The sequence below is a fragment of the Citrobacter sp. Cpo030 genome, from assembly GCF_030333005.1.
Taxonomy (GTDB): domain Bacteria; phylum Pseudomonadota; class Gammaproteobacteria; order Enterobacterales; family Enterobacteriaceae; genus Citrobacter; species Citrobacter portucalensis.
This window is the reverse complement of record NZ_JAOWGT010000048.1, coordinates 61,125-87,122: the sequence shown is the minus strand read 5'-3', so window position 1 is coordinate 87,122 and position 25,998 is coordinate 61,125. Positions and strand designations below refer to the sequence as shown.

Genomic DNA, 25,998 nt, shown 5'->3' with positions numbered 1-25,998 from the left:
ATTGCCATGCAACGAGCAATTTGACGGGCGTAAAAGTTTCGAGTAGTGGCAAAAAGGACACAGATGATTCCGATTGATGTCGAATGCTTTGCGTAGAGACACTGATGCCACTACTATCGTTCCACTTTCTATGACAATAACGACAGCCTGATGCCAAAATTACGCCTGATTGGATTAACTTTACTCGCACTTAGCGCCACTGCAGTCTCTCATGCCGAAGAAAAGCGCTATGTCTCTGACGAACTGAACACCTGGGTCCGCAGCGGTCCGGGAGATAATTATCGCCTCGTGGGTACGGTTAACGCCGGCGAGGAAGTCACGCTATTACAGACTGATGCCAACACTAACTACGGCCAGGTGAAAGACAGCACCGGACGTACCGCCTGGATCCCGCTGAAAGAGCTGAACAGTACGCCGAGCCTGCGTACCCGCGTTCCCGACCTGGAAAACCAGGTTAAGACCTTGACCGATAAGCTCAATAATATCGATACCACGTGGAACCAGCGCACCGCCGATATGCAGCAAAAGGTAGCGCAAAGCGACAGCGTGATCGACGGGCTGAAACAAGAAAACCAGAAGCTGAAAAACGAGCTTATCGTGGCGCAAAAGAAGGTCAGCGCAGCCAACCTTCAGCTTGATGACAAACAGCGCACCATCATCATGCAGTGGTTTATGTACGGTGGCGGCGTGTTGGGTCTTGGTCTGCTGCTCGGCCTGGTTCTGCCACACATGATCCCAAGCCGTAAACGCAAAGATCGCTGGATGAACTGAATCGCCTTCTCCGCCACACTGACATATGATTAAGGGATCATAGTTTTCAAAAGGAAAGTGGCGTGAAGATTTATCTGGTCGGTGGTGCTGTTCGGGATGCGTTATTAGGGCTACCGATTAAAGATAAAGATTGGGTTGTTGTTGGCGCCACGCCGCAAGAAATGCTCGACGCGGGCTACCAGCAGGTAGGCCGCGATTTTCCCGTGTTTCTGCATCCGCAAACCCGCGAAGAGTATGCGCTGGCGCGTACCGAACGTAAGTCAGGCTCGGGGTATACCGGGTTCACCTGCTATGCCGCCGCAGATGTGACGCTGGAGGCCGATCTTCAGCGCCGTGACCTGACCATCAACGCAATGGCCCGCGATGACGACGGAGAGATTATCGATCCGTATAATGGACGTGACGATCTGGAAAACCGTCTGCTGCGCCATGTTTCATCTGCCTTTAGTGAAGATCCGCTGCGCGTGCTGCGCGTGGCGCGTTTTGCTGCCCGCTACGCGCACCTCGGTTTTCGTATCGCTGAAGAAACTATGACACTGATGCGTGACATGACCGCCGCTGGTGAACTGGAGCATTTGACACCAGAGCGAGTGTGGAAAGAAACCGAAGGCGCATTAACCACCCGTAACCCACAGATATTTTTTCAGGTCCTGCGCGACTGCGACGCACTGCGCATCCTGTTTCCGGAAGTAGATGCTTTGTTTGGCGTTCCTGCCCCCGCGCAGTGGCATCCGGAAATCGACACCGGTATTCATACGCTGATGACGCTGTCGATGGCAGCCATGTTAAGTCCGGAAGTCGACGTGCGTTTTGCTACGCTGTGCCACGATCTTGGCAAAGCATTGACGCCTAAAGCGCTGTGGCCGCGCCATCACGGCCACGGTCCGGCGGGTGTTAAGCTTGTCGAACAACTGTGCCAGCGCCTGCGCGTACCGAATGACATCCGTGATTTAGCCAAACTGGTTTCCGAGTTCCACGACCTCATTCATACCTTCCCGATCCTGCAGCCAAAAACCATCGTTAAGCTGTTTGATTCCATAGATGCCTGGCGCAAACCGCAGCGCGTGGAGCAAATCGCCCTCACCAGCGAGGCTGATGTGCGTGGGCGAACCGGTTTTGAAGCGGCAGATTATCCGCAAGGCAGGCTGTTGCGCGAAGCCTGGCAGGTTGCGCAGGCGGTGCCAACGAAAGACGTGGTTGAAGCTGGATTCAAAGGTCAGGCAATTCGTGAAGAACTGACCCGGCGTCGCATCGCGGCGGTAGCCAGTTGGAAGGAGCAGCGTTGCCCGAAAGCGTAGACACTGCGTTGCCGAATGCGCTGTGCTTATCCGGCCTACAGGTTCGACACGGATATAACCCGTAGGCCGGATAAGGCGGAACGCCGCCATCCGGCACCACGGTAAGTCCTCAGAAGAACACGACGTAAACGGCAGCCGCCACAATAAAGCGGTAAATCGCAAACGGAATGAACGAGATGCGTTTAATCAGTTGCAGGAAGGTTTTGATCGCCACCAGCGCCACGATAAACGCCGTAACAAATCCGACTGCAAACATCGGGATATCTGATGCGCTGAGGAAAGACCAGCTCTTGTAGAGATCCAGCGCCGTCGCGCCCATCATCATCGGCACAGCCAGTAGGAAGGAGAATTCCGAGGCCGCGTAACGACTCACACCCATCAGCATGCCGCCAGAAATCGTCGCCCCGGAGCGAGAAAAACCCGGCCACAGCGCCAGACACTGGAAACAGCCAATCATAAACGCCTGGCGATAGGTCATATCATCCAGCCCCGGCGCACGCGGCTCCTTCGGCTTCAGGCATTCTGCGGCAATCAGCAGTACACCACCCACCACCAGCGCATACATCACGTTGATCGGGTTAAACAGCGATTTGATAGTGTCGTGGAAGATTAGCCCCAGTACCACGGCTGGAATCATCCCCAACAGGATATGTCCCAGCGTCAGTCGACCTTTGCCAGTGCCTTCATGCGGAGCCTTGCCGAAGTGAATACCGATCAGGCCAAACAGACGTCGCCAGAACATGACCACTACGGCCAGGATAGAACCTAACTGGATAACCACTTCGAATGTTTTTGCAGTGTCACCCTCAAAACCCAACAGGTGGCCAACAATAATCATATGGCCGGTACTGGAAACGGGTAAAAATTCCGTCAATCCTTCGACCACACCCAAAATTGCCGCTACCAGCAGCGAGTGCATATCACTCATTAATAAACCCCTAGATAGAGAAACCACGGCAAAAAAGAGCCGACGAAAGGACCCTTTTATACCCGTTTGTTTTAGAAATTATTAAATTAATTATTTTCTTTCAGATTATTGCCACGCTCAATGATAACCCCGACGTTCGCCGCACGGGCTACCGCGCCAGGTTTACTGAGTTTGATCCGCACCCAGGGAGAATTAAAGCGGCTAAGCAGGAGATCTGCCACCTCTTCAGCAACCCGTTCTACCAGCGCAAAGCGCCCACCTTCCACATGATTAACAACCGTTTGAGCAATATCAGCATAGCTCAGGCAATCAGCCACATCATCGCTTTTAGCCGATTTGCGGTTATCCCATGCCATTTCGATATCGAACACCAACTGTTGTTCGATCGTTTGTTCCCAGTCGTAAACACCAATAGTGGTGATTACAGAAAGTTGCTCTATAAATACAATATCCATCACGACCTGCCTGCTTTTTGGCTAACCCGGATACCACTTCCGGCGAAATATGCGTATTATCCACAGAAGTAGCGTTTTACACGACATTTTCAAAACGGAACAGCTTATGAGTGCAATCGCGCCTGGAATGATTATCTTCGCGTACCTCTGTGGCTCAATTTCCAGTGCTATTCTGGTATGCCGCCTTGCTGGATTGCCGGACCCGCGCGACAGCGGCTCTGGGAATCCGGGCGCGACAAACGTGCTGCGCATCGGTGGCAAGGGAGCCGCCGTCGCGGTGCTGATTTTCGACGTCCTGAAAGGTATGTTACCCGTCTGGGGGGCCTATGCGCTAGGCGTCAGCCCCTTCTGGCTGGGATTGATCGCAATCGCCGCCTGTCTGGGCCACATTTGGCCGGTATTCTTCGGCTTTAAAGGTGGGAAAGGCGTTGCCACCGCTTTTGGCGCGATTGCGCCGATTGGTTGGGACTTAACCGGCGTGATGGCCGGGACCTGGCTGCTGACCGTCTTATTAAGCGGCTACTCGTCGTTAGGCGCTATCGTCAGCGCGCTGATCGCCCCTTTTTACGTCTGGTGGTTCAATCCCCAGTTCACTTTTCCGGTGTCCATGCTGTCGTGCTTAATTCTGCTTCGTCACCATGACAACATTCAGCGTCTGTGGCGTCGTCAGGAGCCGAAGATCTGGACCAAGCTGAAGAAAAAACGCGAACGAGACCCCGAGTGATTTTATTGTCGGATAGCGACGCAACGGCGTCTTATCCGGCGTGGGGGATGTGATACCCCTCCACTGGCTTGCCTAATCGGTTCTGACACCACATCGCCAGAAATTCCACGCACACGCGCAGCTTCACGCTGCGATACAGAGGCTCCTGATAAACCGCCCAGATATTAGCGCTCTGCGCATAGTCCGGCAGCACACGCACCAGTTCACCGCTGGCCAGAAAAGGCTGCACATCCCATTCGGAACGCAACATAATCCCTTTTCCCTGTAGCGCCCACTGCAACACAATCTCACCGCTGTTAGAGGAAAGATGTCCCGCCACCTTGACCGACTTTTTCTCCTGACCATTGTCCAGTTCCCACACCCCGTGAGTCATATCGCGTTCTTTAGTGACCAGACAATCATGACGACTTAATTCCTGTAACGTCGTCGGCTCACCGTATTTTTGTAAATACGGTGGGGCCGCACACAATATTCTTTTGTTTTTCGTTAACAAATGCGCAATATAATAATCCGGAATCTCATCATTAATACGAATATCCAAATCTATATTATCCTGTGCCAAATCAATTTGCCGATCGTAAAGCTCAAAATGCACCTGTAATTCAGGGTAGCTATGCATCAATTCGGTAATTGCCGGTGCAATATAACTGCGCCCAAAGCCAAAACTACAGCCAATACGAATCATCCCTGCCGGGCGCGTTTTGAGTTGCGTGACGTCATCGACCAGATGCTGATAACTCGCGAGGATCGCCTGCGCATGTTCATAGCAACGTTGACCACTCTCCGTGAGCGCTACGCCACGCGCTGAGCGGCTTAGCAGCGTCGTCCCCAGCGTGGACTCTAGGATCTGAATGCGTTTTGTCACAAACGCCGGCGTTTGTCCCAGCGTCGCGGCTGCGGCGCTGAAGCTGCCGCTATGCACAATTTCAACCAACACCTGCAGGTCTTTCGCCAGGGGATACGTGTTCAGCATGATCGGTCTATCCGTAATGTTGTTCACCGCAGTGTAATTCTCTCATGCGTCTTAAACCCTGCCTTTGCGCAATTTTTATTGCCTTATCCGGACATCATTCACGAACTGTTAATTGGATATTCACAGTGGCAAATAATATTAATCCACATTTTTAGTGGTAGTTTGTGGCGGAGAATTTATTTCCAGATAAATAAAAGAACTGGAGTTAACAAGATGAGCAATCAAAATAACCAAAATGCGATAAATACGCTGACGAACATTGTCGCTGATTTTACCGCCATGATTTCTACCCGCATGCCCGATGACGTCGTGGATAAATTAAAACAGCTGCGTGAAGGCGAAACCTCGCCGATGGGTAAAATCATCTACCACACCATGTTTGACAACATGCAGAAAGCTATCGACCTGAACCGCCCAGCCTGTCAGGACACCGGGGAGATTATGTTCTTCGTGAAGGTCGGTTCCCGTTTTCCACTCCTCGGCGAACTGCAAAGCATCCTGAAGCAGGCCGTTGAAGACGCCACGGTAAAAGCGCCGTTGCGCCATAACGCTGTCGAGATTTTTGATGAAGTGAATACCGGCAAAAATACCGGTACCGGTGTGCCGTGGGTCACCTGGGACATCATTCCTGATAATGATGACGCGGAAATCGAAGTCTACATGGCAGGCGGCGGCTGTACGCTGCCGGGACGCTCGAAAGTGTTAATGCCTTCTGAAGGTTACGAAGGCGTGGTGAAATTTGTCTTCGAAAATATCTCTACGCTGGCAGTAAACGCTTGTCCGCCGGTGCTGGTGGGCGTCGGTATTGCCACCTCCGTAGAAACCGCCGCCGTTCTTTCTCGTAAAGCGGTGCTGCGCCCTATCGGCTCACGTCATCCGAATCCGAAAGCGGCCGAACTGGAACTGCGTCTGGAAGAAGGACTTAACCGTCTGGGCATTGGTCCGCAAGGATTGACCGGTAATAGCTCGGTGATGGGCGTGCATATCGAATCCGCCGCGCGCCACCCGTCGACTATCGGCGTTGCCGTCTCTACCGGCTGCTGGGCCCACCGTCGCGGCACGCTGTTGGTTCATGCTGACCTCTCCTTCGAAAACCTATCTCACACCCGGAGCGCGTTATGAAAAAGATCCTCACAACCCCGATCAAAGCCGAAGATCTGGCAGACATTCGCGTTGGCGATGTCATTTACCTGACCGGTACGCTGGTGACCTGCCGTGACGTTTGCCACCGCCGCCTGATCGAACTGAAGCGCCCGATTCCTTATGACCTGAACGGCAAAGCCATTTTCCACGCGGGCCCGATCGTACGTAAGAACGGTGAAAAATGGGAAATGGTTTCCGTCGGCCCAACCACCAGCATGCGTATGGAAGCGTTTGAGAAAGACTTTATCGAACAGACTGGCGTCAAACTGGTGGTCGGCAAGGGCGGCATGGGACCGCTGACGGAAGAAGGCTGCAAGCAGTTTAAAGCGCTGCACGTCATCTTCCCGGCAGGCTGCGCAGTCGTGGCGGCAACCCAGGTTGAGGAGATCGAAGAGGTGCACTGGACGGAACTCGGCATGCCGGAGTCCCTGTGGGTGTGTCGGGTAAAAGAGTTCGGCCCGCTGATCGTTTCCATCGATACCCACGGCAATAACCTGATCGCTGAAAACAAAAAGCTGTTCGCTGAACGTCGCGACCCTATCGTCGATGAAATCTGCGAGCACGTGCATTACATCAAATAACCCTCCCGGAGAGGCGCTACGCCTCTCCCCTTTCGCAGGGATACAACAATGGCACCTTTAGCTGGTTGGTGGCGATACCTGGCTCCGCTGGTGGTCATCGCCATTATTGCTGTTCTGCCCGTTCCCACCGGTCTTGAGAGCCACACCTGGCTCTATTTTGCCGTCTTTACCGGTGTGATTGTCGGACTTATTCTGGAACCTGTACCTGGCGCGGTGGTGGCGATGATTGGTATTTCGATCATCGCCGTCCTTTCACCGTGGCTGCTGTTCAGCCCAGAGCAACTCGCGCAGGACGGTTTTAAATTTACCGCCAAATCACTGTCGTGGGCGGTATCTGGCTTTTCAAACTCGGTCATCTGGCTGATCTTCGCGGCCTTTATGTTTGGTACTGGCTATGAGAAAACCGGACTCGGTCGGCGTATCGCGCTGATGCTGGTGAAAAAGATGGGGCACCGGACGCTGTTTCTCGGCTATGCGGTGATGTTCTCCGAACTTATCCTCGCTCCCGTCACGCCTTCCAACTCCGCCCGTGGGGCCGGAATAATCTACCCGATTATCCGCAACCTGCCGCCGCTGTATAACTCACAGCCCAATAGCGCCAGTTCACGCTCTATTGGCTCGTACATCATGTGGATGGGGATTGTCGCTGACTGCGTTACCAGCGCCATTTTCTTAACGGCAATGGCACCGAACCTGCTGTTGATCGGCCTGATGAAAGGCGCATCCCACACCGCGCTGAGCTGGGGCGACTGGTTCTTAGGCATGTTGCCACTGAGCATTTTGCTGGTGCTGATTGTGCCGTGGCTGGCGTACGTGTTATATCCACCGGTGCTGAAATCCGGCGATCAGGTTCCACTCTGGGCGGATGCGGAGCTAAAAGCGATGGGACCGCTCTGCGCTCGCGAGAAAAAGATGCTGGTGCTGATGGTCGGCGCACTGGTGCTGTGGATCTTCGGCGGCGATTATATTGACGCCGCGATGGTCGGTTACAGCGTGGTGGCGTTGATGCTGGTACTGCGCATCATTAGCTGGGATGACATCGTCAGCAACAAAGCCGCGTGGAACGTCTTTTTCTGGCTGGCCTCGCTGATCACGCTGGCTACCGGGCTCAATAACACCGGTTTTATTACCTGGTTCGGCAAGCTGCTGGCAAACGGGCTGAGTGGCTATTCGCCGATGATGGTGATGGTAGCGCTGATCGTGGTGTTCTATCTGCTGCGTTACTTCTTTGCCAGCGCCACGGCCTATACCTCTGCCCTCGCGCCGATGATGATTGCCGCCGCGCTGGCGATGCCGGAAATCCCGCTACCGGTCTTCTGCCTGATGGTCGGTGCCGCCATTGGTCTGGGCAGCATACTGACCCCATATGCCACCGGTCCTAGCCCTATCTACTACGGCAGCGGCTATTTGCCAACGGTGGATTACTGGCGACTTGGTGCTATTTTTGGCCTGATTTTCCTCGTGCTGCTGGTGATTACCGGTCTGGTCTGGATGCCCCTCGTTTTACTGTAAAACCCTGGTGGGGCGACGTATTGTCGCCCCTTTATCCATAAGCTTCTCATATGATCGATTTCCCGATGCGCTGAGGCATACTTTTTTGTATGCAAACACCCTCATGCTGATAAGGGAAACGCTCTGGACACGGTTGCGCACGAGACACTCACACGGGGCTGGCAGGCCGAACTGGATCTGCATTTTACCTGCACCGGGCATAAAACGGTGCTCGCCTCGGCGCGTCATCATGGTCCACTGACGGTTCAGCGCCCATTTTACCCCGAAGAAAACGTCTGCCATCTTTATCTGCTTCATCCACCGGCGGGGATCGTCGGCGGAGATGAGCTCCATATCGCCGTAACGCTCGACGAAAACAGCCACGCGTTAATCACCCAGCCTGGTGCGGGAAAGTTTTACCGCAGCCGCGGACCGCAGGCATTGCTGCGCCAGCATTTTACCCTCGCCCCCCACTCGACGCTGGAGTGGCTGCCGCAGGATACGATCCTCTTTCCCGGCGCCAACGCCGCTATTCAGACCGTCTTTCATCTGACATCCGCAAGCCGCCTGCTGGCCTGGGATCTGCTGTGTCTTGGCCGACCGGTTATGCAAGAGACTTTCAGTTACGGCACGCTGCAAAACCGCCTGGAAGTGTGGCGAGATGGGCAGCCACTGCTGATAGAACGCTTGCAGTTGCAGGAGGGGAATCTGAGCGGCGTCGCGCATCATCCCTGGGTCGGTACGTTGCTGTGTTATCCGGCCAGCGAGCACATGCTCGAGGGCACGCGGGAGCGGCTTACGGCGCTTGGCGATTACGCCGGGGCAACGCTTAACGATTCGCTGCTGACAATCCGTTTTCTTGCTAACGACAACCTGGTTGTCCAGCGCGTTATGCGCGACATCTGGCAATTTCTGCGCCCGCTGCTGACACACAAAGCGCCCGTACTCCCGCGAATCTGGCAAACCTAAGAGAACCCTAATGGAACTGACTCCCAGAGAAAAAGACAAGCTGTTGCTGTTTACCGCCGCTCTGGTGGCGGAACGTCGCCTGGCCCGCGGGCTGAAGCTGAACTACCCGGAATCGGTGGCGCTGATTAGCGCTTTCATCATGGAAGGGGCACGGGACGGGCAAACCGTGGCCGCGCTGATGGAAGACGGGCGTCACGTCCTGCGCCGCGATCAGGTGATGGAAGGCGTACCGGAGATGATCCCGGATATTCAGGTTGAAGCCACATTTCCGGACGGATCGAAGCTGGTCACTGTCCACAACCCGATCGTCTAAGGAGCAGCAATGATCCCAGGTGAATATCAGATCGCAAAAGGCAATATTGCGCTTAATCAAGGGCGGGAGATCTGCACGATCGTGGTGGAAAATCATGGCGACAGACCCATCCAGGTGGGATCGCACTATCACTTTTACGAAGTGAACCCGGCGCTGCGCTTTGACAGGCTGGCCGCACGCGGCTTTCGTCTGAACATTGCCGCGGGCACAGCGGTGCGTTTTGAGCCGGGACAAAAACGCGAAGTCGAACTGGTGCGCGTTGCTGGTGCACAAAGGATCGTGGGTTTTCGCAGCGAAGTGATTGGCGGGCTGGAGGCGGATAATGAGTGAAATTTCCCGGCAGGCGTACGCTGACATGTTTGGCCCAACCACCGGCGATAAAGTGCGCCTGGCGGATACCGACCTGTGGATCGAGGTGGAACAAGACTTCACCACCTACGGGGAAGAGGTCAAATTCGGCGGCGGAAAAGTGATCCGCGACGGCATGGGCCAGGGACAAATGCGCACCGATGCATGCGTGGATCTGGTGATCACCAACGCGCTGATCGTCGATCACTGGGGGATCGTGAAAGCGGATATCGGCATCAAAAACGGCAGGATCTTCGCCATCGGCAAAGCAGGTAATCCCGATATTCAACCCAACGTGACGATCCCGATAGGCGTAGGAACTGAAGTCATTGCCGGGGAAGGCAAGATCGTCACCGCGGGCGGCGTGGATACGCATATTCACTGGATCTGCCCACAGCAGGCGCAGGAGGCGCTGGTTTCTGGCGTGACGACGATGATCGGCGGCGGTACCGGTCCGGCGGCAGGCACTCACGCCACCACCTGTACGCCGGGTCCGTGGTACATCGCGCGTATGCTGCAGGCAGCAGACACGTTGCCGGTTAACATTGGTTTGCTGGGTAAAGGCAATGGCTCAAATCCAGACGCCCTGCGCGAGCAAATCAGCGCGGGCGCAATTGGCCTGAAAATCCATGAAGACTGGGGCGCCACGCCTGCCGCTATCGACTGCGCGCTGACCGTGGCCGACGAGATGGACATCCAGGTCGCGTTGCACAGCGATACGCTCAATGAGTCCGGTTTCGTTGAAGATACGCTGGCGGCAATTGGCGATCGCACCATTCATACCTTTCACACCGAAGGCGCGGGCGGCGGCCATGCGCCGGATATCATCACCGCCTGCGCGCATCCGAATATTCTGCCCTCCTCCACGAATCCGACGCTGCCCTATACCGTCAACACTATCGACGAGCATCTCGACATGCTGATGGTTTGCCACCACCTCGATCCGGATATCGCCGAAGACGTGGCCTTTGCCGAATCCCGCATTCGCCGGGAAACAATCGCTGCCGAAGATGTGCTGCATGACATTGGCGCGTTTTCCCTGACCTCGTCCGATTCACAGGCGATGGGGCGAGTGGGCGAAGTGATCCTGCGTACCTGGCAGGTGGCGCACCGCATGAGGGTTCAGCGTGGCCCGTTGGCAGAAGAAACCGGTGACAACGACAACCTGCGCGTTAAACGCTACGTCGCCAAATACACCATCAACCCGGCATTAACCCACGGTATCGCCCATGAAGTCGGCTCCGTTGAGCCTGGCAAACTGGCCGATCTGGTGCTGTGGTCGCCCGCCTTTTTTGGCGTAAAACCGGCGACGATCGTCAAGGGCGGGATGATTGCCTGCGCGCCAATGGGCGATATCAACGCCTCGATCCCCACCCCGCAGCCGGTGCATTATCGCATGATGTTCGGCGCGCTTGGCGCGGCACGGCACCACACCCGGCTGACCTTTATTTCGCAGGCCGCTGACGCGCAAAACATCCCGCAGCAGCTCAATCTGCAAAGCGCTATCGCCGTCGTCAAAGGCTGTCGAACGGTGAAAAAGGTCGACATGATCCACAACGGCCTGCAACCCAATATCACCGTCGATGCTCAGACTTACGAGGTGCGTATTGATGGCGAACTTATCACCAGCGAACCGGCAGATGTTTTGCCGATGGCGCAACGCTATTTCCTGTTTTGAGGAGTGACGATGATCTATCTGACACAACGCCTTGACCACGCTCACCGCGTTACTGCAAGCGTCACGCTGCCCATTGATGTCCGGGTAAAAAGTCGCGCCAGGGTAGCACTGAACGACGGTCGCGAAGCCGGGCTAATGCTACCGCGTGGTTTGCTGCTGCGCGGTGGCGATCTGCTAAGTACCGAAGATGGCAGCGAAGTGATCGAAGTGATCGCCGCACCGGAGTCGGTTTCCGTGGTGCGCTGCGCCGATCCTTTCCTGCTCGCCAAAGCCTGTTATCACCTCGGCAATCGCCACGTTCCGCTGCAAATCCTGCCGGACGAACTGCGTTACCACCACGATCATGTGCTGGACGACATGCTGCGCCAGTTCAACCTTGAGGTGACCTTCGCCCAGTTGCCGTTTGAACCTGAAGCAGGCGCTTATGCCAGTGAATCACACGGGCATCACCACGGCCATGCGCACTGATGCATAACAGCCAACAGCTACGTCTGATGCAGCTCGCCAGCAGCGCGCTCCCGGTGGGGTCGTTTACCTGGTCCCAGGGTCTGGAGTGGGCGGTGCAAATCGGCTGGGTGAAAAGCGTCGATGACTTCTCTGCCTGGCAAATCCAGCAGATGGAGCAAAACTTTTTTACCGTTGACCTACCGCTGCTGGCGAGACTGTATCGCGCCTGCGAGCTGGACGATCTCGACGCAGCACGCCGCTGGAGCGCTTACCTGCTGGCCTGTCGCGAAACCCGCGAACTGCGGGATGAAGAACGCAGTCGGGGTGCAGCGTTTACGCGGCTGGTCACCGACTGGGAGTCGGATTGCTCGCGAGAATGGCGCACCCTCTTTGTCGACAGCCAACTCTGCGGCATGGCCTGGCTGGGCGTACGCTGGAAAATTCCGCTGACGGAGCTGGCGTTAAGCCTCGGCTACAGCTGGATTGAGAGCGCTGTCATGGCTGGCGTCAAGCTGGTTCCTTTTGGACAACAGGCGGCCCAGCGTTTGATTATTGCGCTCTGCGATCGCTATGCGCAGGGTTTGGCACAGGCGCTGACGTGTCCTGACACCAGCCTCGGCTCCGCAACGCCGTTGGCCGCTATCGCGTCTGCCCGGCATGAAACCCAATATTCCCGATTATTCCGCTCCTGAGGAGAAAAAATGAGTAACTACAAGCTTCCCCTGCGCGTGGGCGTTGGCGGCCCGGTTGGCTCGGGCAAAACGGCGCTGCTGGAAGCGCTATGCAAAGCCATGCGCAGCAGCTATCAATTGGCGGTGGTGACCAACGATATCTACACCAAAGAAGATCAGCGCATTCTCACCGAGGCGGGCGCGCTGGAGCCAGAGAGGATCGTCGGCGTGGAAACCGGTGGCTGCCCGCATACCGCCATCCGCGAAGATGCGTCGATGAATCTGGCCGCCGTAGAAGCGCTGAGCGAGAAATTCGGTAATCTGGATCTGATTTTTGTGGAAAGCGGCGGCGATAACCTGAGCGCCACCTTCAGCCCGGAACTCGCGGATCTGACGATCTATGTGATCGATGTTGCTGAAGGCGAGAAGATCCCGCGTAAAGGTGGTCCGGGGATCACCAAATCCGATTTTCTGGTGATCAATAAAACCGATCTGGCCCCTTACGTCGGCGCATCGCTGGAGGTGATGGAGCGCGATACCTTGCGCATGCGCGGCGAGCGTCCATGGACGTTTAGTAATTTAAAATCAGGAGAAGGCCTGGAAAAAATTATCGCGTTTCTGGAAGAGAAAGGAATGTTGCGGATGTAGTGAGAGCTATCGCCGGGCGGCGGATTCGCCTGACCCGGCCTACGGTTTTGTAAGCCCGGTAAACGCAGCGCCACCGGGCAAAAAAACTTATGCTGCCGGTAATTCCGCCAGCGGCCAGCGTGGACGCACGGTCACGCCAAGATCCGCCGTTGCACCCGCTTTAAAGCGCACCATGCCCGCGTAGGCGATCATCGCCCCGTTATCGGTACAAAATTCCGGACGCGCGTAAAACACTTCGCCACGACGTTTTTGCATCATCTCAGCCAGTTTTGCGCGCAGCGTACGGTTCGCGCTCACGCCCCCCGCCATCACCAGACGTTTAAAACCGGTTTGATCCAGTGCGCGTTTGCACTTGATCATCAACGTATCGACCACCGCATCTTCAAACGCACGGGCGATATCAGCGCGGGTCTGGTCGTCATTTTCGTTATTGCGAATGGTATTCGCGGCAAAGGTTTTCAGGCCGGAGAAGCTGAAGTCCAGCCCCGGACGGTCAGTCATCGGACGCGGGAAGACAAAGCGTTTTTCAACACCTTGTGATGCCAGCTTTGACAACATTGGGCCGCCAGGATAATCCAGCCCCAGCAGCTTGGCGGTTTTGTCAAACGCTTCACCGGCAGCATCATCAATCGATTCGCCCAGCAATTCATACTGACCGATACCGGTGACGCTGATCAACTGAGTGTGACCGCCGGAAACCAGCAGCGCGACGAACGGGAACGCAGGGGGATTATCTTCCAGCATTGGCGCCAGCAGATGCCCTTCCATGTGGTGCACAGGAATTGCCGGTACGCCCCAGGCGAACGCCAGCGAACGTCCTACGGTAGCGCCAACCAGCAGCGCACCAACCAGACCAGGACCTGCGGTATACGCCACCGCATCGATCTCTTTTGCCGTCAGTCCCGCTTCTTTCAGCGCGGCCTGGATCAACGGTACGGTTTTACGTACGTGATCGCGCGAGGCCAGTTCTGGCACTACGCCGCCGTAGTCAGCATGTAATTTCACCTGACTATACAATTGGTTGGCTAAAAGACCTTTTTCATCGTCGTAAATGGCGATGCCGGTTTCATCGCAGGATGTTTCAATACCCAGTACACGCATGACTTGTTTTACCTCGCTTTATTACCGCGCAGTGTAGGACCAATGCGGGTTGATGTAAAACTTTGTTCGCCCCAGGAGTTTCGCTCGTGTATACTCCTTGTCCTTATAAAAGTCCCTTTCAAAATCGCGTCGGTGCTTTACAAAGCAGCAGCAATTGCAGTAAAATTCCGCACCATTTTGAAATAAGCTGGCGTTGATGCCAGCGGCAAACCGAATTTATTAAAGGTGAGAGTTACATGCCGGTAATTAAAGTACGTGAAAACGAGCCGTTCGACGTAGCACTGCGTCGCTTCAAGCGTTCATGCGAAAAAGCAGGTGTTCTGGCGGAAGTTCGTCGTCGTGAGTTCTATGAAAAACCGACTACCGAACGTAAGCGCGCTAAAGCTTCTGCTGTGAAACGTCACGCGAAGAAACTGGCTCGCGAAAACGCACGCCGTACTCGTCTGTACTAATCCATTGAGAGCCAAAGCTCTCAATTCAGACTGAGTTGTAGTTGTAAGGCCGTGCTTCCGGAAGGAATGCGCGGCTTATTTTCGTTTATACACGTCATCATTCAAGCTGCCTCAGTGTTGGCTGCAGTCGCTCACCCCAGTCACGTACTGCTGTACGCTCCTGAGGATTCGCTTCCTTGCCGCCTTGATGCATCCTGAATGATTTTGTGTATATGAGTCATCAAAAAACAGGGGCTTATGGCTGGACGAATTCCTCGCGTTTTTATCAATGACCTGCTGGCAAGAACCGACATCGTCGATCTCATCGACGCGCGGGTAAAGCTGAAAAAGCAGGGCAAAAATTATCACGCGTGCTGTCCGTTCCATAACGAAAAAACCCCCTCTTTCACCGTAAACGGTGAAAAACAGTTTTATCACTGCTTTGGGTGTGGCGCGCATGGCAACGCCGTCGACTTTCTGATGAACTACGACAAGCTCGAGTTTGTGGAAACCGTCGAAGAACTGGCCGCAATGCATAACCTTGAAGTGCCCTATGAAGCAGGCAGTGGCCCCAGTCAGATAGAGCGCCATCAACGGCAAAGCCTTTATCAATTGATGGACGGCCTGAACACTTTTTATCAACAGTCTTTGATGCAGCCCGCCGCTACCCCTGCGCGCCAGTACCTGGAAAAGCGAGGATTAAGTAGCGACGTTATCACCCGTTTTGCTATTGGTTTTGCGCCCCCCGGCTGGGACAACGTCCTGAAACGGTTTGGCGGCAATGCTGAGAATCGCAAATCGCTGGTCGATGCGGGGATGTTGGTCACCAACGATCAGGGACGCAGTTACGATCGCTTCCGCGAACGGGTGATGTTCCCCATCCGCGACAAACGTGGTCGGGTCATTGGTTTTGGTGGACGCGTGCTGGGCGATGCCCTGCCGAAATATCTGAACTCCCCGGAAACCGATATTTTCCATAAAGGTCGCCAGCTGTATGGCCTTTATGAAGCCCAGCAGGATAACGCCGATCCACAGCGCCTGTTAGTGGTAGAAGGCTATATGGATGTGGTGGCGCTGGCGCAATACGGCATTAACTACGCCGTGGCATCCCTTGGGACGTCAACTACCGCCGATCACATCCAACTGTTGTTCCGCGCGACGAACAACGTAATTTGCTGTTACGACGGCGACCGTGCCGGACGTGACGCAGCATGGCGCGCGCTGGAAACCGCACTGCCCTATATGACAGACGGACGCCAGCTACGCTTTATGTTTTTACCTGACGGCGAAGACCCCGATACGCTGGTGCGTAAAGAAGGGAAAGAGGCCTTTGAAGCCCGGATGGAGCAGGCGCTGCCGCTCTCCGCGTTTTTATTTAACAGCCTGCTGCCGCAGGTTGATTTGAGTACCCCGGACGGACGCGCACAGCTCAGTACGCTGGCATTACCGTTGATTACTCAGGTACCAGGCGAAACGTTGCGCATTTACCTGCGACAGGAGTTGGGGAACAAGCTCGGCATTCTGGATGACAGCCAGCTTGAACGTTTAATGCCTAAACTGGCAGAAAATGGGGCTTCCCGCCCTGTTCCACAGCTAAAACGTACGACCATGCGTATACTTATAGGGTTGCTGGTACAGAACCCGGGCCTCGCCCCGCTGGTTCCACCGTTAGGCGCACTGGATAGTAATAAGCTGCCTGGACTTGGCTTATTCAGAGAACTGGTCAACACTTGTCTGGCTCAGCCAGGTCTGACCACCGGGCAACTTTTAGAACACTACCGTGGCACAAATGATGCTGCGACCCTTGAAAAACTGTCGATGTGGGACGATATAGCAGATAAAGATATCGCGGAAAAAACCTTCACCGACTCACTCAACCATATGTTTGATTCGATGCTTGAACTGCGCCAGGAAGAGTTGATAGCTCGTGAGCGCACACACGGTTTAAGCAGCGAAGAACGCCGGGAACTCTGGACACTGAACCAGGAACTGGCCAAGAAATAAGAGAAAGACAAAACAAAGACAAAATCATTCGCGTTGTATCAAGGCAGCAAGTGAACGAACGCCTGGGAGTGTACATAAGTACATGACCAGGATGACAAATCCGCCGGGAGCGGATTTGAACGCTGCTTGCGGCGGTCCCGTAAGGGGCGAGGCTCAGGATGAGCCGAGTAACGAACGCAGCTAACGCAGAGACAACGTGAAAGATGAAGTATTTAACGGCTTAACTGCCGAATATCGATCGGGAAGCCCCCGACAGCCGCACGGAGAGGCAGCGGCAAAATATAAGTATGCCCTCGTTTTGCCGTTGGCGGTTTTACCGCCCAACACCAATCAAACGAATTAAGTGTGGATACCGTCTTATGGAGCAAAACCCGCAGTCACAGCTGAAGCTTCTTGTCCAACGTGGTAAGGAGCAAGGCTATCTGACCTATGCCGAGGTCAATGACCATCTGCCGGAAGATATCGTCGATTCAGATCAAATCGAAGACATCATCCAAATGATCAATGACATGGGTATTCAGGTGATGGAAGAAGCACCTGATGCCGATGATCTGCTGCTTGCTGAAACCTCCAACAGCACCGATGAAGACGCGGAAGAAGCGGCTGCCCAGGTTCTGTCCAGCGTTGAGTCCGAAATCGGTCGTACGACTGACCCGGTCCGCATGTACATGCGTGAAATGGGTACCGTTGAACTGTTAACCCGCGAAGGCGAAATCGACATCGCTAAACGCATCGAAGACGGGATTAACCAGGTTCAATGCTCCGTTGCCGAATACCCGGAAGCTATCACCTACCTGCTTGAGCAGTACGATCGCGTAGAAGCTGAAGAAGCACGTCTTTCCGATCTGATCACTGGCTTTGTCGATCCAAACGCGGAAGAAGACATGGCGCCAACGGCGACCCACGTCGGTTCTGAACTCTCTCAGGAAGAGATGGATGACGATGAAGACGAAGATGAAGAAGATGGCGACGACGACAGCAGCGATGATGACAACAGCATCGACCCTGAGTTAGCGCGTGAAAAATTCGGTGAACTGCGTACTCAGTACGAAATCACTCGCGACACCATCAAAGCGAAAGGCCGCAGCCATGCTGCCGCGCAGGAAGAAATTCAGAAGCTGTCCGAAGTGTTCAAACAGTTCCGCCTGGTGCCGAAGCAGTTCGACTACCTGGTAAACAGCATGCGCGTCATGATGGACCGCGTGCGTACTCAGGAACGTCTGATCATGAAGCTCTGCGTTGAGCAGTGCAAAATGCCGAAGAAAAACTTCATCACCCTGTTCACTGGCAACGAAACCAGCGAAACCTGGTTCAACGCGGCAATCGCGATGAACAAACCGTGGTCTGAAAAACTGCACGACGTTGCAGATGACGTTCACCGCGGCCTGCAGAAACTGCAGCAGATTGAAGAAGAAACCGGCCTGACCATCGAGCAGGTTAAAGATATCAACCGTCGCATGTCCATCGGTGAAGCGAAAGCCCGCCGTGCGAAAAAAGAGATGGTTGAAGCGAACTTACGTCTGGTTATCTCTATCGCTAAAAAATACACCAACCGTGGCTTGCAGTTCCTGGATCTGATTCAGGAAGGTAACATCGGTCTGATGAAAGCGGTTGATAAGTTTGAATACCGTCGTGGTTACAAGTTCTCCACCTATGCAACCTGGTGGATCCGTCAGGCGATCACCCGTTCGATCGCGGATCAGGCGCGTACCATCCGTATCCCGGTACATATGATTGAGACTATCAACAAGCTCAACCGTATCTCCCGTCAGATGCTGCAAGAGATGGGCCGCGAGCCGACGCCAGAAGAACTGGCTGAGCGCATGCTGATGCCGGAAGACAAGATCCGTAAAGTGCTGAAAATCGCTAAAGAACCTATCTCCATGGAAACGCCGATCGGCGACGATGAAGATTCGCATCTGGGTGATTTCATCGAGGATACCACCCTCGAGCTGCCGCTGGACTCTGCGACCACCGAGAGCCTGCGTGCCGCAACGCACGACGTTCTGGCTGGCCTGACCGCCCGTGAAGCGAAAGTTCTGCGTATGCGTTTCGGTATCGATATGAACACCGACCACACGCTGGAAGAAGTGGGTAAACAGTTCGACGTTACCCGCGAACGTATCCGTCAGATCGAAGCGAAGGCGCTGCGTAAACTGCGCCACCCGAGCCGCTCTGAAGTACTGCGTAGCTTCCTCGACGATTAATCTCGCCGCATAAGCATAAACGCCACCGCAAGGTGGCGTTTTTCTTTATAGTCCCCGCCTGAGCAAGGCATCATTCACTTCCCGATACGCCTCCACCAATTTATCCAGCGTGATCCGGCTTAATCCGCTGGGATTCGGCAATACCCATATTTGCGTCGCGCCAATGGTCAGCGTCTGTTTTCCCCACTGCGCCCCACGCTGGCTAAGCCCCTGCTCAAATGCCTGTTTCCCAAGGATAGCGAGCGCGGCTGGCTGATACTCTTCTATTTTTTCAATAAGCAGACGACCGCCGCTACGCATCTCTTGTAGCTTCACTTCATTGGCTTGTACCGTTGGTCTGTCGACAAACTTAGTCACGCCGCAGCGGAAGTCCAGTAGGTGCTGTGCCTCTTCAGGTTTAAGCTGGCGCTCGGTGAATCCCGCCTGATGGATGACCTTCCAGAAGCGATTGGCGGGATGTGCAAAGGGGAATCCTGTACCTGCGGAAGATAGCCCCGGATTGATGCCGCAAAATACCACCCGCAGCCCCGGTGCCAGTATGTCCTTAACCATAATTACTCCGAACAATACATCAAGGGAACAAGTATAACGGACTGAAAATACATTGTTTATAAAAACAGCATCCGTACGCTTATGTCTGGATTGCAACGCGGAGTTACTTTATAATCCACCGCCACGGCCCCTTAGCTCAGTGGTTAGAGCAGGCGACTCATAATCGCTTGGTCGCTGGTTCAAGTCCAGCAGGGGCCACCAAATTTCAAGGACTTGCGAGAAATCGCAGGTCCTTTTTTTATGGGTATTCCGTAGAAATTGGTATGTAGCAAAAAAGAGTTTGTCCTAGAAAAATCAATACTTTCTTGCATCAATATGTTGAATGAGTACACGGAAGAAAATGGCTGGCGGGGACTAAAGCTATTTACGCGATACACCTGTTCAGAAAACAGCATGTCACTGGCAACCCCATCTGGACGCCGCCATCCTGGGATGGAAACGTCCGTTAGAGTTTAATTCGATAGTCAGCTCACACTAGCTCTTTGAGCTGCTCCTGCATATAGGTTGAAAAATACTCTGGGTTCTTGATAAGGATGCGGTTACCGGAGGCGACTTTCTCTGCCCATCCGGCCACTTTTTTCGTGAACTCGGGATTCCATCCCTCTTGCTCACCCCGTGCCATCACAACTTCCGGACTCGCTGGCACACCTAAGTCATGCAAATACTTTAAGATTCCCTTAGCGGTACTTTCATCCATTGAATGGGGTACTGACGCCGAAGTGTTCATACCACCAATAAAATCCAATGCTTTCTCAATTGCTGTTGGCATGCTCTTATCCTTAAAATTAACCACGTGAGAGACACATTTATACTATGTACCCAACTCCGCCGGGATATCAAAGAGAACATCGCCTTTATTTGACTTACCCCGCAGCTAAACGCTTGCGCGGCTGTTTTCTGCGCTATTTTTTTGCTTCTCCGGCTAAAACCAGTCCTGTTGCCACCGCATTACGCGGCCCTTCGGTACCTCGAATATTGCCCTGCCCGGCGACAACGCCGTAATGCGCCAGCGCATCGGTGATCATCTGCGGGATTTCGAAATCCAGCGAAGAACCGCCTACCAGCACCACGAACGTCATATCGCGAATAGAGCCTCCGGGTGACACCTGGCGTAACGCGCGCAGGCAGTTGGTCACAAAAACCTTCTCTTTAGCCTGTCGGCGCACCAGACGGATTTTTTCCAGCGAAGTCTGGTTATCTACCGGGATCAGCTCACCGTCTTTCAAATACACCACTTTGGCGAATACTGACGGACTGAGCGGTTCGCGGAAAAACTCTACCGCGCCATTCTCATGGCGAATGCTAAACAGGCTCTCCACTTTTGCCAGCGGGTATTTTTTAATTTCCTCCGCCAGAAAGGCATCGCTTAAGCCCAGCTCAGTTTGAATCAACAGGCTGACCATATTCCCCGCGCCGGCCAGATGTACCGCTTTCACTACACCGTCGCTATTGATGACGGCGGCATCGGTAGATCCTGCGCCTAAGTCGAGGATCGCCAGCGGTGCGGCGCATCCGGGTGTTGTTAACGCCCCCGCTACAGCCATGTTGGCCTCCACGCCGCCAACCTCAACCAGAGTGTTTAACCGGACGCTCAGCTCACTGGCGATGGCCTGCATCTGTAAACGATCGGCTTTCACCATCGCCGCAATGCCCACGGCGTTCTCCATTGAACATTCTCCGGCGATGCCGCCCTGCACCTTGCGTGGAATAAATGTATCGACCGCCAACAGATCCTGAATATGCACCGTGTTCATGTCATGACCGGTCAGCGAGGCCATCACCTTACGCACCCGCTCCAGCATGCCGCCTGCATGCGTGCCTGCTTCACCACGAATATCACACACGGGCGCGCAGGCGTTCATCGCCTGCATAATAGCCTGCGCGCCTTGCGCTACGTCGGCTTCACCGCCACGCTTTTCACCACGGATAAAGATCTTACCCGCCGGGATCACTCTTGATCGCACATCGCCCTGCGGGGTTTTCAGCACCACGGCGGAACGGTTGCCAATCAGCGCTCTGGCGATGGGGACGATAGTTTGCGTTTCCTCAGGGGTCAGGGCAAAGAAGGTCGCGATACCGTAAGGATTCGACAGTACCCGCACCACCTGTCCCGGGGCCGCCACTTCCACCGCCGCCAGCACGCCTTCCGGTACCTTCTCCAGCAGAGTGACTTCATCAACCACCGGCATTGGCCGACGCAGGCGATTATTCACCAGCACGCCATCATCTTTTTTCAGGATGGCCGCCACCACGTTGACGCCGCGATCCAGCGCTTCATTGATAAACCAAACCGCCTCAAGGAAATCCATCGCCTCACCCACCAACGGTATCCAGCCCTGGGCAAATCGATCCTCGCTCAACGCTGCCAACTTCTCCACAGCGATGGTGGTTCCCATGCCCACGCCAGCGCCGCCGGGCGTTTGCGGGTTATGGCCAATCATCGTTGATTCGGTAATGATGGTTTCAGTGATGGTTTCCATCGCCACATCGCCAATAACCGGTGCGGCCTCGTTGATGCAGATTTTTGCCACGTCCTGCAGCGACCACGGCGTTTTATCCAGCGCCTGCTGCAGGGACGCGACTACCCCGGCGATATTCTCCCGCGTGCCTTTCATCCCGGTCGTGGCGACAATCCCGCTGCCGATAAACCGGCCATCCTGCGCCAACGCCACTTCGGTAGTGGCGTTGCCGATATCGATCCCTGCAATTAACGGCATGCTGCCTCCGTCACTGACTGCCTTTACGCAGCTTATTTCTCTGCTGGTATACCTCTGCCGATTCGCGGACAAACCCGGCGTTCACCCTGGCGTGCCAAGTGTGTTCCAGTTCATCGGCAATGGCCTGCAACTCGGCAAACGAAGAACGAAACGGCCGTAGCGCGTTGTAGATCTCCAGAATGCGGGCATCCGGGATCGCAATCAGTTCTGCCGCACGACGAAAATTGCGCGCCACGGCATGACGCTGCATCTGCTCGGCAATCTGCGCCTGGTACTCCAGCGTTTGCTGAGAAATACGCACATCCTGTGGTCCTACGCGGCCCGCCAGCACATTCTCAAGGGTAATGTCGGTTAGCGGCTTACCGGTAGGCGTCTGGATTTTCTCCGGGCAGCGGGTGGCTAATGGATAATCCTGCGCGGTCATGATGTTGTCGTTCATGGTCATTCCCTTACCAGTGCAATATGCAACGTGACAGGCGCAGCATCCTGCACCACGTGTTTGGTTTCTTTGATATGAAACAGCGCGGCCTTGGCCATAAATTTAGGGCGCACCATCTGGTCATTGACCACTGGCACCGGCGAAGGCGACTCTTTACGTGCATAGCGCGCGGCGTTTTTACCAATCTGACGATAGGTTTCCAGCGTCAGCAGCGGAGCCTGAGAAAACAGTTCCAGGTTACTTAGCGGCAGCAGATCGCGCTGATGAATCACCGTGGTTCCTTTCGACTGGATACCAATCCCAATGCCTGAGCCGCTGAGATTTGCCGCATCCCATGCCATAAAAGAAACATCCGAGGTGCGCAGGATCCTCACTACCCGCGCATGTAACCCCTCTTCTTCAATGCCTGCAACCAGCTCTTTCAAAATCGCGTTGTGCGGCATATCAATCAAGGTTTTATGCTGATACTTAGCAAAGGCCGGGCCGACGCCAATCACCACCTCATCCACGCGTTCATCCGCGTTAGCCGCCTCGCCTTCGCTCACCTGTAAGGTGAAAACCGGCTTACGTTCAGTTGTGCATTCCACTGTGTACCGCCTTATTCGATCGAGCCGGGCTGAACCACGCCCGCAATATTTTTAATTTCCGCCCAGCGTTCGGCACTGATGCGATAGCCGGTACCTGGTCCCTGATAATCATTGATGTCGTTGACGGCGCTGACGACGTCGAACTGGCGATCCAGAATGGCCGACGTTTGCAGGTAATCACCGGTAACACGCTGTCTCAGCATGTTGAGGATATTGCTGGCGATGTCTTCGAAGCCGCTGCAACTCAACGCGCCGACGATATCCAGCCCGGTGATATTGCGCTTCATCATCTCTTCCACGGCAGCCAAATCCTCAACCACATTACGCGCAGGCATATCTTTGCTGCCGTGAGCATAAGTAGCGGCTTCGACTTCTTCATCGCTAATCAGCGGCAGGCCCAGTTCGCGGAACACCGCCTGAATGGCGCGTGCGGCCTTATTGCGAATGGCGATGGTTTCCTCTTCCGTGACCGGCCGCAGACCGCCGTCAACCATCAGATCGCGTTGCAGAATGTTGTAATCATCGAAATCTTCAGCGTCGAAGTTCGATCCGGCAAACATGTTGTCGTAGTTGGGTACCGCGCTGTAACCGGAGAAAATAAAGTCGGTACCCGGCAGCATCTGCATCAGGGTACGGGCAGTACGGCGAATATCGGAGTGGGAAAAGGTTTGGTCATTGGCGGAGGCCACTTCAAGGTCGAGCATTGAGGCAATCAGGTTTTCCGCCAGCACCGCGCGGATCCCTGACGGCACAGCGCCGGTCATGCCGATACAGCTGACCGCACCGTTTTGCAGCCCCTGTACGCCCGCACCTTTAGTGATAAAAATGCAGCGCGACTCCAGATAAAGCATCGATTTACTTTCGGAATAGCCCATCAGCGCCTCCGAGCCGGTGCCGGAGGTGTAGCGCATCTTCAGGCCACGCGACGCATAAGCCGAGGCGAGAAATGCTTTGGACCACGGCGTGTCATCACCGTCGGTAAACACCGATTCTGTGCCATATACCGACACCGTTTCGGCGTAGCTGGTAAGCCCACGCATGCCCAGCTCCAGCTCGGTGGCCTCTTCAACGGAACATTGCGTCAGCACACCGGGACGACCGCACTGGGAACCCACCAGCAGCGCCAGGGCGTTAAACGGCGCGTAGCGGGCGATCCCGACCGTCGTTTCCTGCTCGGAAAAGCCGCGGATCCCCGCTTCAGCAGCATCGGCGGCAATCTGTACCGGGTTATCTTTCAGGTTAGTTACGTGGCACTGGTTGGAAGGCGTGCGTCTGGCGCGCATTTTTTGCAGCGCCATCATCATCTCCACCACGTTCATTTGCGCCATCACTTCCACCGCTTTCGCCGGGGTAATGGCGGTGGTAATGGCAATAATCTCTTCCCGACTGACGTGGATATCCACCAGCATTCTGGCGATCTCCAGCGCATCGAGCTGCATGGCGCGCTCCGCCTCGGCCACGTTAATCGCATAGTCGGCAATGAAACGGTCGATCATGTCGAACTCGGCGCGGCTCTTACCGTCCAGCTCAATAATACGACCATTTTCCACCTTCACCGACGACGCCGGATCGTAGGGGCTTTCCATGGCAATCAGCCCCTCTTCAGGCCATTCGCCAATCAGCCCATCCTGATTTACAGGCCGCTTCGCAAGCACTTCGAATCGTTTTGATCTTCTCATGATTTATTGACTCAAAAGGTAAAAAATAGGGACGCCGGGCCATATTGCCGGGGACACAACACCCGACATTCGCCTTTCATCAGCAATGGCCGAACTCTAAATGAGCCAAGCAATAAAAAAATAAAATTAATTTCGTTCCAATTTGGCACCTAATAAAAACACATCGTTCCATATTGAAACGCAATTCAGGAATATCCATCGTTAATTGTGACGAGGTTAAATGATCATTATCAATAAACGCAAAACCGGGAAGATAAATTTGATATTCCTGAAATTTCCGTCCTATTGACTTAATAACGTACGGCGAGAAAATAAGGTAAAGCCAATGATAAAAATAGCTGTTGCGCGATATGTTTCGTGACCTCAGCCCTACAACATTTTCAGGAGAGATTGTGAATAAGAGCCAACAAATTGCCACCATTACGCTGGCGGCTGCAAAAAAAATGGCGCAGGCCGTTGAGGCTAAAGCGCTTGAGATCAACGTTCCGGTGGTCTTTTCCGTGGTGGATCACGGCGGGAATACGCTGCTAATGCAACGCATGGACGATGCGTTTGTCACCAGCTGTGATATCTCTCTTAATAAAGCGTATACCGCCTGCTGCCTGCGCCAGGGCACCCATGAAATTACCGACGCGGTACAACCGGGTGCTTCGCTATATGGTTTGCAGCTTACCAACCAACAGCGCATTGTTATTTTCGGCGGCGGCTTACCTGTCATATTAAACGGTAAATTAATTGGTGCCGTTGGCGTTAGCGGCGGCACCGTCGAACAAGACAGATTATTAGCAGAAACCGCACTGAATTGTTTCTCTGAATTATAATTTAAATCTAAGAAGGTATATT

Annotated in this window: 27 protein-coding genes and 1 tRNA gene; 18 read left to right on the top strand and 10 right to left on the bottom strand. The window is 54.4% G+C overall.

The window, feature by feature from the left end:
* Positions 1-150 precede the first annotated feature (150 nt).
* A complete protein-coding gene (locus tag OGY37_RS06465) occupies positions 151-771 on the top strand; it encodes a TIGR04211 family SH3 domain-containing protein (RefSeq protein ID WP_003828434.1) in 621 nt (206 codons plus the stop codon).
* 62 nt (positions 772-833) lie between these two features.
* Entirely contained in the window at positions 834-2,069 is a 1,236-nt protein-coding gene (locus tag OGY37_RS06460) for a multifunctional CCA addition/repair protein (protein ID WP_286620378.1), read from the top strand.
* Positions 2,070-2,178: 109 nt separating this feature from the next.
* On the opposite strand, the gene bacA is transcribed toward OGY37_RS06460, so the two are convergent.
* Positions 2,179-2,997, bottom strand: coding sequence for an undecaprenyl-diphosphate phosphatase (gene bacA, locus OGY37_RS06455; RefSeq protein WP_003828439.1), 819 nt, complete (start codon positions 2,995-2,997; stop codon positions 2,179-2,181).
* 86 nt (positions 2,998-3,083) lie between these two features.
* The gene (gene folB, locus OGY37_RS06450; protein ID WP_003828442.1) at positions 3,084-3,452 is read right to left on the bottom strand and encodes a bifunctional dihydroneopterin aldolase/7,8-dihydroneopterin epimerase; all 369 of its coding nucleotides are present in this window, start codon (positions 3,450-3,452) and stop codon (positions 3,084-3,086) included.
* A gap of 106 nt (positions 3,453-3,558) precedes the next feature.
* Here folB and plsY point away from each other — a divergent pair, with 106 nt between their 5' ends.
* A complete protein-coding gene (gene plsY, locus OGY37_RS06445) occupies positions 3,559-4,176 on the top strand; it encodes a glycerol-3-phosphate 1-O-acyltransferase PlsY (RefSeq protein ID WP_003828443.1) in 618 nt (205 codons plus the stop codon).
* Between the two features lie 31 nt (positions 4,177-4,207).
* On the opposite strand, the gene ttdR is transcribed toward plsY, so the two are convergent.
* The gene (gene ttdR, locus OGY37_RS06440; protein WP_063941836.1) at positions 4,208-5,149 is read right to left on the bottom strand and encodes an L-tartrate utilization transcriptional activator TtdR; all 942 of its coding nucleotides are present in this window, start codon (positions 5,147-5,149) and stop codon (positions 4,208-4,210) included.
* A 213-nt stretch (positions 5,150-5,362) separates the two neighbouring features.
* Between ttdR and ttdA the strand changes: the two genes are divergently transcribed.
* The 10 genes from ttdA (at position 5,363) to ureG (ending at position 13,438) form a co-directional block, all read left to right on the top strand.
* Positions 5,363-6,271 carry a L(+)-tartrate dehydratase subunit alpha gene (gene ttdA / locus OGY37_RS06435; protein ID WP_003828445.1) on the top strand — a complete coding sequence of 303 codons (909 nt, stop codon included), beginning with the start codon at positions 5,363-5,365 and terminating at the stop codon, positions 6,269-6,271.
* Positions 6,268-6,873, top strand: a complete 606-nt coding sequence (gene ttdB / locus OGY37_RS06430) for a L(+)-tartrate dehydratase subunit beta (protein WP_003828447.1) — start codon at positions 6,268-6,270, stop codon at positions 6,871-6,873. Before ttdA ends, ttdB begins: the two co-directional genes overlap by 4 nt.
* Positions 6,874-6,921: 48 nt before the next feature.
* Entirely contained in the window at positions 6,922-8,385 is a 1,464-nt protein-coding gene (locus tag OGY37_RS06425) for an anion permease (protein WP_286620376.1), read from the top strand.
* A gap of 123 nt (positions 8,386-8,508) precedes the next feature.
* Complete coding sequence (locus tag OGY37_RS06420) at positions 8,509-9,333, top strand: urease accessory protein UreD (protein WP_223116366.1); 825 nt, start codon at positions 8,509-8,511, stop codon at positions 9,331-9,333.
* Between the two features lie 10 nt (positions 9,334-9,343).
* Positions 9,344-9,646 (top strand): urease subunit gamma, encoded by a 303-nt coding sequence (locus OGY37_RS06415; protein ID WP_003024678.1) that lies wholly within the window; start codon positions 9,344-9,346, stop codon positions 9,644-9,646.
* 9 nt (positions 9,647-9,655) lie between these two features.
* A complete protein-coding gene (locus tag OGY37_RS06410; protein WP_286620374.1) occupies positions 9,656-9,976 on the top strand; it encodes an urease subunit beta in 321 nt (106 codons plus the stop codon).
* Positions 9,969-11,672 (top strand): urease subunit alpha, encoded by a 1,704-nt coding sequence (gene ureC / locus OGY37_RS06405; RefSeq protein WP_286620372.1) that lies wholly within the window; start codon positions 9,969-9,971, stop codon positions 11,670-11,672. The genes OGY37_RS06410 and ureC overlap by 8 nt, the downstream gene beginning before the upstream one ends.
* 9 nt (positions 11,673-11,681) lie before the next feature.
* Positions 11,682-12,140, top strand: coding sequence for an urease accessory protein UreE (ureE, locus tag OGY37_RS06400; RefSeq protein WP_020996339.1), 459 nt, complete (start codon positions 11,682-11,684; stop codon positions 12,138-12,140).
* Entirely contained in the window at positions 12,140-12,811 is a 672-nt protein-coding gene (locus OGY37_RS06395) for an urease accessory protein UreF (protein WP_286620370.1), read from the top strand. Before ureE ends, OGY37_RS06395 begins: the two co-directional genes overlap by 1 nt.
* 9 nt (positions 12,812-12,820) lie before the next feature.
* Complete coding sequence (ureG, locus tag OGY37_RS06390) at positions 12,821-13,438, top strand: urease accessory protein UreG (protein WP_149281951.1); 618 nt, start codon at positions 12,821-12,823, stop codon at positions 13,436-13,438.
* A gap of 87 nt (positions 13,439-13,525) precedes the next feature.
* Here the strand turns inward: ureG and tsaD are convergent, their stop codons facing one another.
* Positions 13,526-14,539, bottom strand: coding sequence for a tRNA (adenosine(37)-N6)-threonylcarbamoyltransferase complex transferase subunit TsaD (gene tsaD / locus OGY37_RS06385; protein WP_003024694.1), 1,014 nt, complete (start codon positions 14,537-14,539; stop codon positions 13,526-13,528).
* A 236-nt stretch (positions 14,540-14,775) separates the two neighbouring features.
* On the opposite strand from tsaD, the gene rpsU reads away from it, so the two are divergent.
* The 3 genes from rpsU (at position 14,776) to rpoD (ending at position 19,181) form a co-directional block, all read left to right on the top strand.
* Positions 14,776-14,991 (top strand): 30S ribosomal protein S21, encoded by a 216-nt coding sequence (rpsU, locus tag OGY37_RS06380; protein WP_001144069.1) that lies wholly within the window; start codon positions 14,776-14,778, stop codon positions 14,989-14,991.
* A 237-nt stretch (positions 14,992-15,228) separates the two neighbouring features.
* Positions 15,229-16,974, top strand: coding sequence for a DNA primase (gene dnaG, locus OGY37_RS06375; RefSeq protein ID WP_003828467.1), 1,746 nt, complete (start codon positions 15,229-15,231; stop codon positions 16,972-16,974).
* A gap of 359 nt (positions 16,975-17,333) precedes the next feature.
* Complete coding sequence (rpoD, locus tag OGY37_RS06370; RefSeq protein WP_003024699.1) at positions 17,334-19,181, top strand: RNA polymerase sigma factor RpoD; 1,848 nt, start codon at positions 17,334-17,336, stop codon at positions 19,179-19,181.
* Positions 19,182-19,226: 45 nt separating this feature from the next.
* On the opposite strand, the gene mug is transcribed toward rpoD, so the two are convergent.
* Positions 19,227-19,733 (bottom strand): G/U mismatch-specific DNA glycosylase, encoded by a 507-nt coding sequence (gene mug, locus OGY37_RS06365; protein WP_148361458.1) that lies wholly within the window; start codon positions 19,731-19,733, stop codon positions 19,227-19,229.
* A 125-nt stretch (positions 19,734-19,858) separates the two neighbouring features.
* Here mug and OGY37_RS06360 point away from each other — a divergent pair.
* Positions 19,859-19,934 (top strand) — tRNA-Ile (locus OGY37_RS06360).
* Between the two features lie 268 nt (positions 19,935-20,202).
* Here OGY37_RS06360 and OGY37_RS06355 read toward each other — a convergent pair.
* The 5 genes from OGY37_RS06355 to OGY37_RS06335 form a co-directional block, all read right to left on the bottom strand.
* Complete coding sequence (locus tag OGY37_RS06355) at positions 20,203-20,526, bottom strand: DUF1889 family protein (RefSeq protein WP_001573898.1); 324 nt, start codon at positions 20,524-20,526, stop codon at positions 20,203-20,205.
* Positions 20,527-20,635: 109 nt separating this feature from the next.
* A complete protein-coding gene (locus OGY37_RS06350; RefSeq protein WP_286620367.1) occupies positions 20,636-22,450 on the bottom strand; it encodes a diol dehydratase reactivase subunit alpha in 1,815 nt (604 codons plus the stop codon).
* 10 nt (positions 22,451-22,460) lie between these two features.
* Positions 22,461-22,889, bottom strand: coding sequence for a diol dehydratase small subunit (locus tag OGY37_RS06345; protein ID WP_003828498.1), 429 nt, complete (start codon positions 22,887-22,889; stop codon positions 22,461-22,463).
* Between the two features lie 2 nt (positions 22,890-22,891).
* On the bottom strand, positions 22,892-23,476 hold the full coding sequence (locus OGY37_RS06340; RefSeq protein ID WP_003828500.1) for a propanediol/glycerol family dehydratase medium subunit: 585 nt from the start codon (positions 23,474-23,476) through the stop codon (positions 22,892-22,894).
* Positions 23,477-23,487: 11 nt separating this feature from the next.
* Positions 23,488-25,155, bottom strand: a complete 1,668-nt coding sequence (locus OGY37_RS06335) for a propanediol/glycerol family dehydratase large subunit (protein ID WP_003828502.1) — start codon at positions 25,153-25,155, stop codon at positions 23,488-23,490.
* Between the two features lie 392 nt (positions 25,156-25,547).
* Between OGY37_RS06335 and OGY37_RS06330 the strand changes: the two genes are divergently transcribed.
* Complete coding sequence (locus OGY37_RS06330) at positions 25,548-25,976, top strand: GlcG/HbpS family heme-binding protein (RefSeq protein WP_003828504.1); 429 nt, start codon at positions 25,548-25,550, stop codon at positions 25,974-25,976.
* Positions 25,977-25,998: the final 22 nt, after the last annotated feature.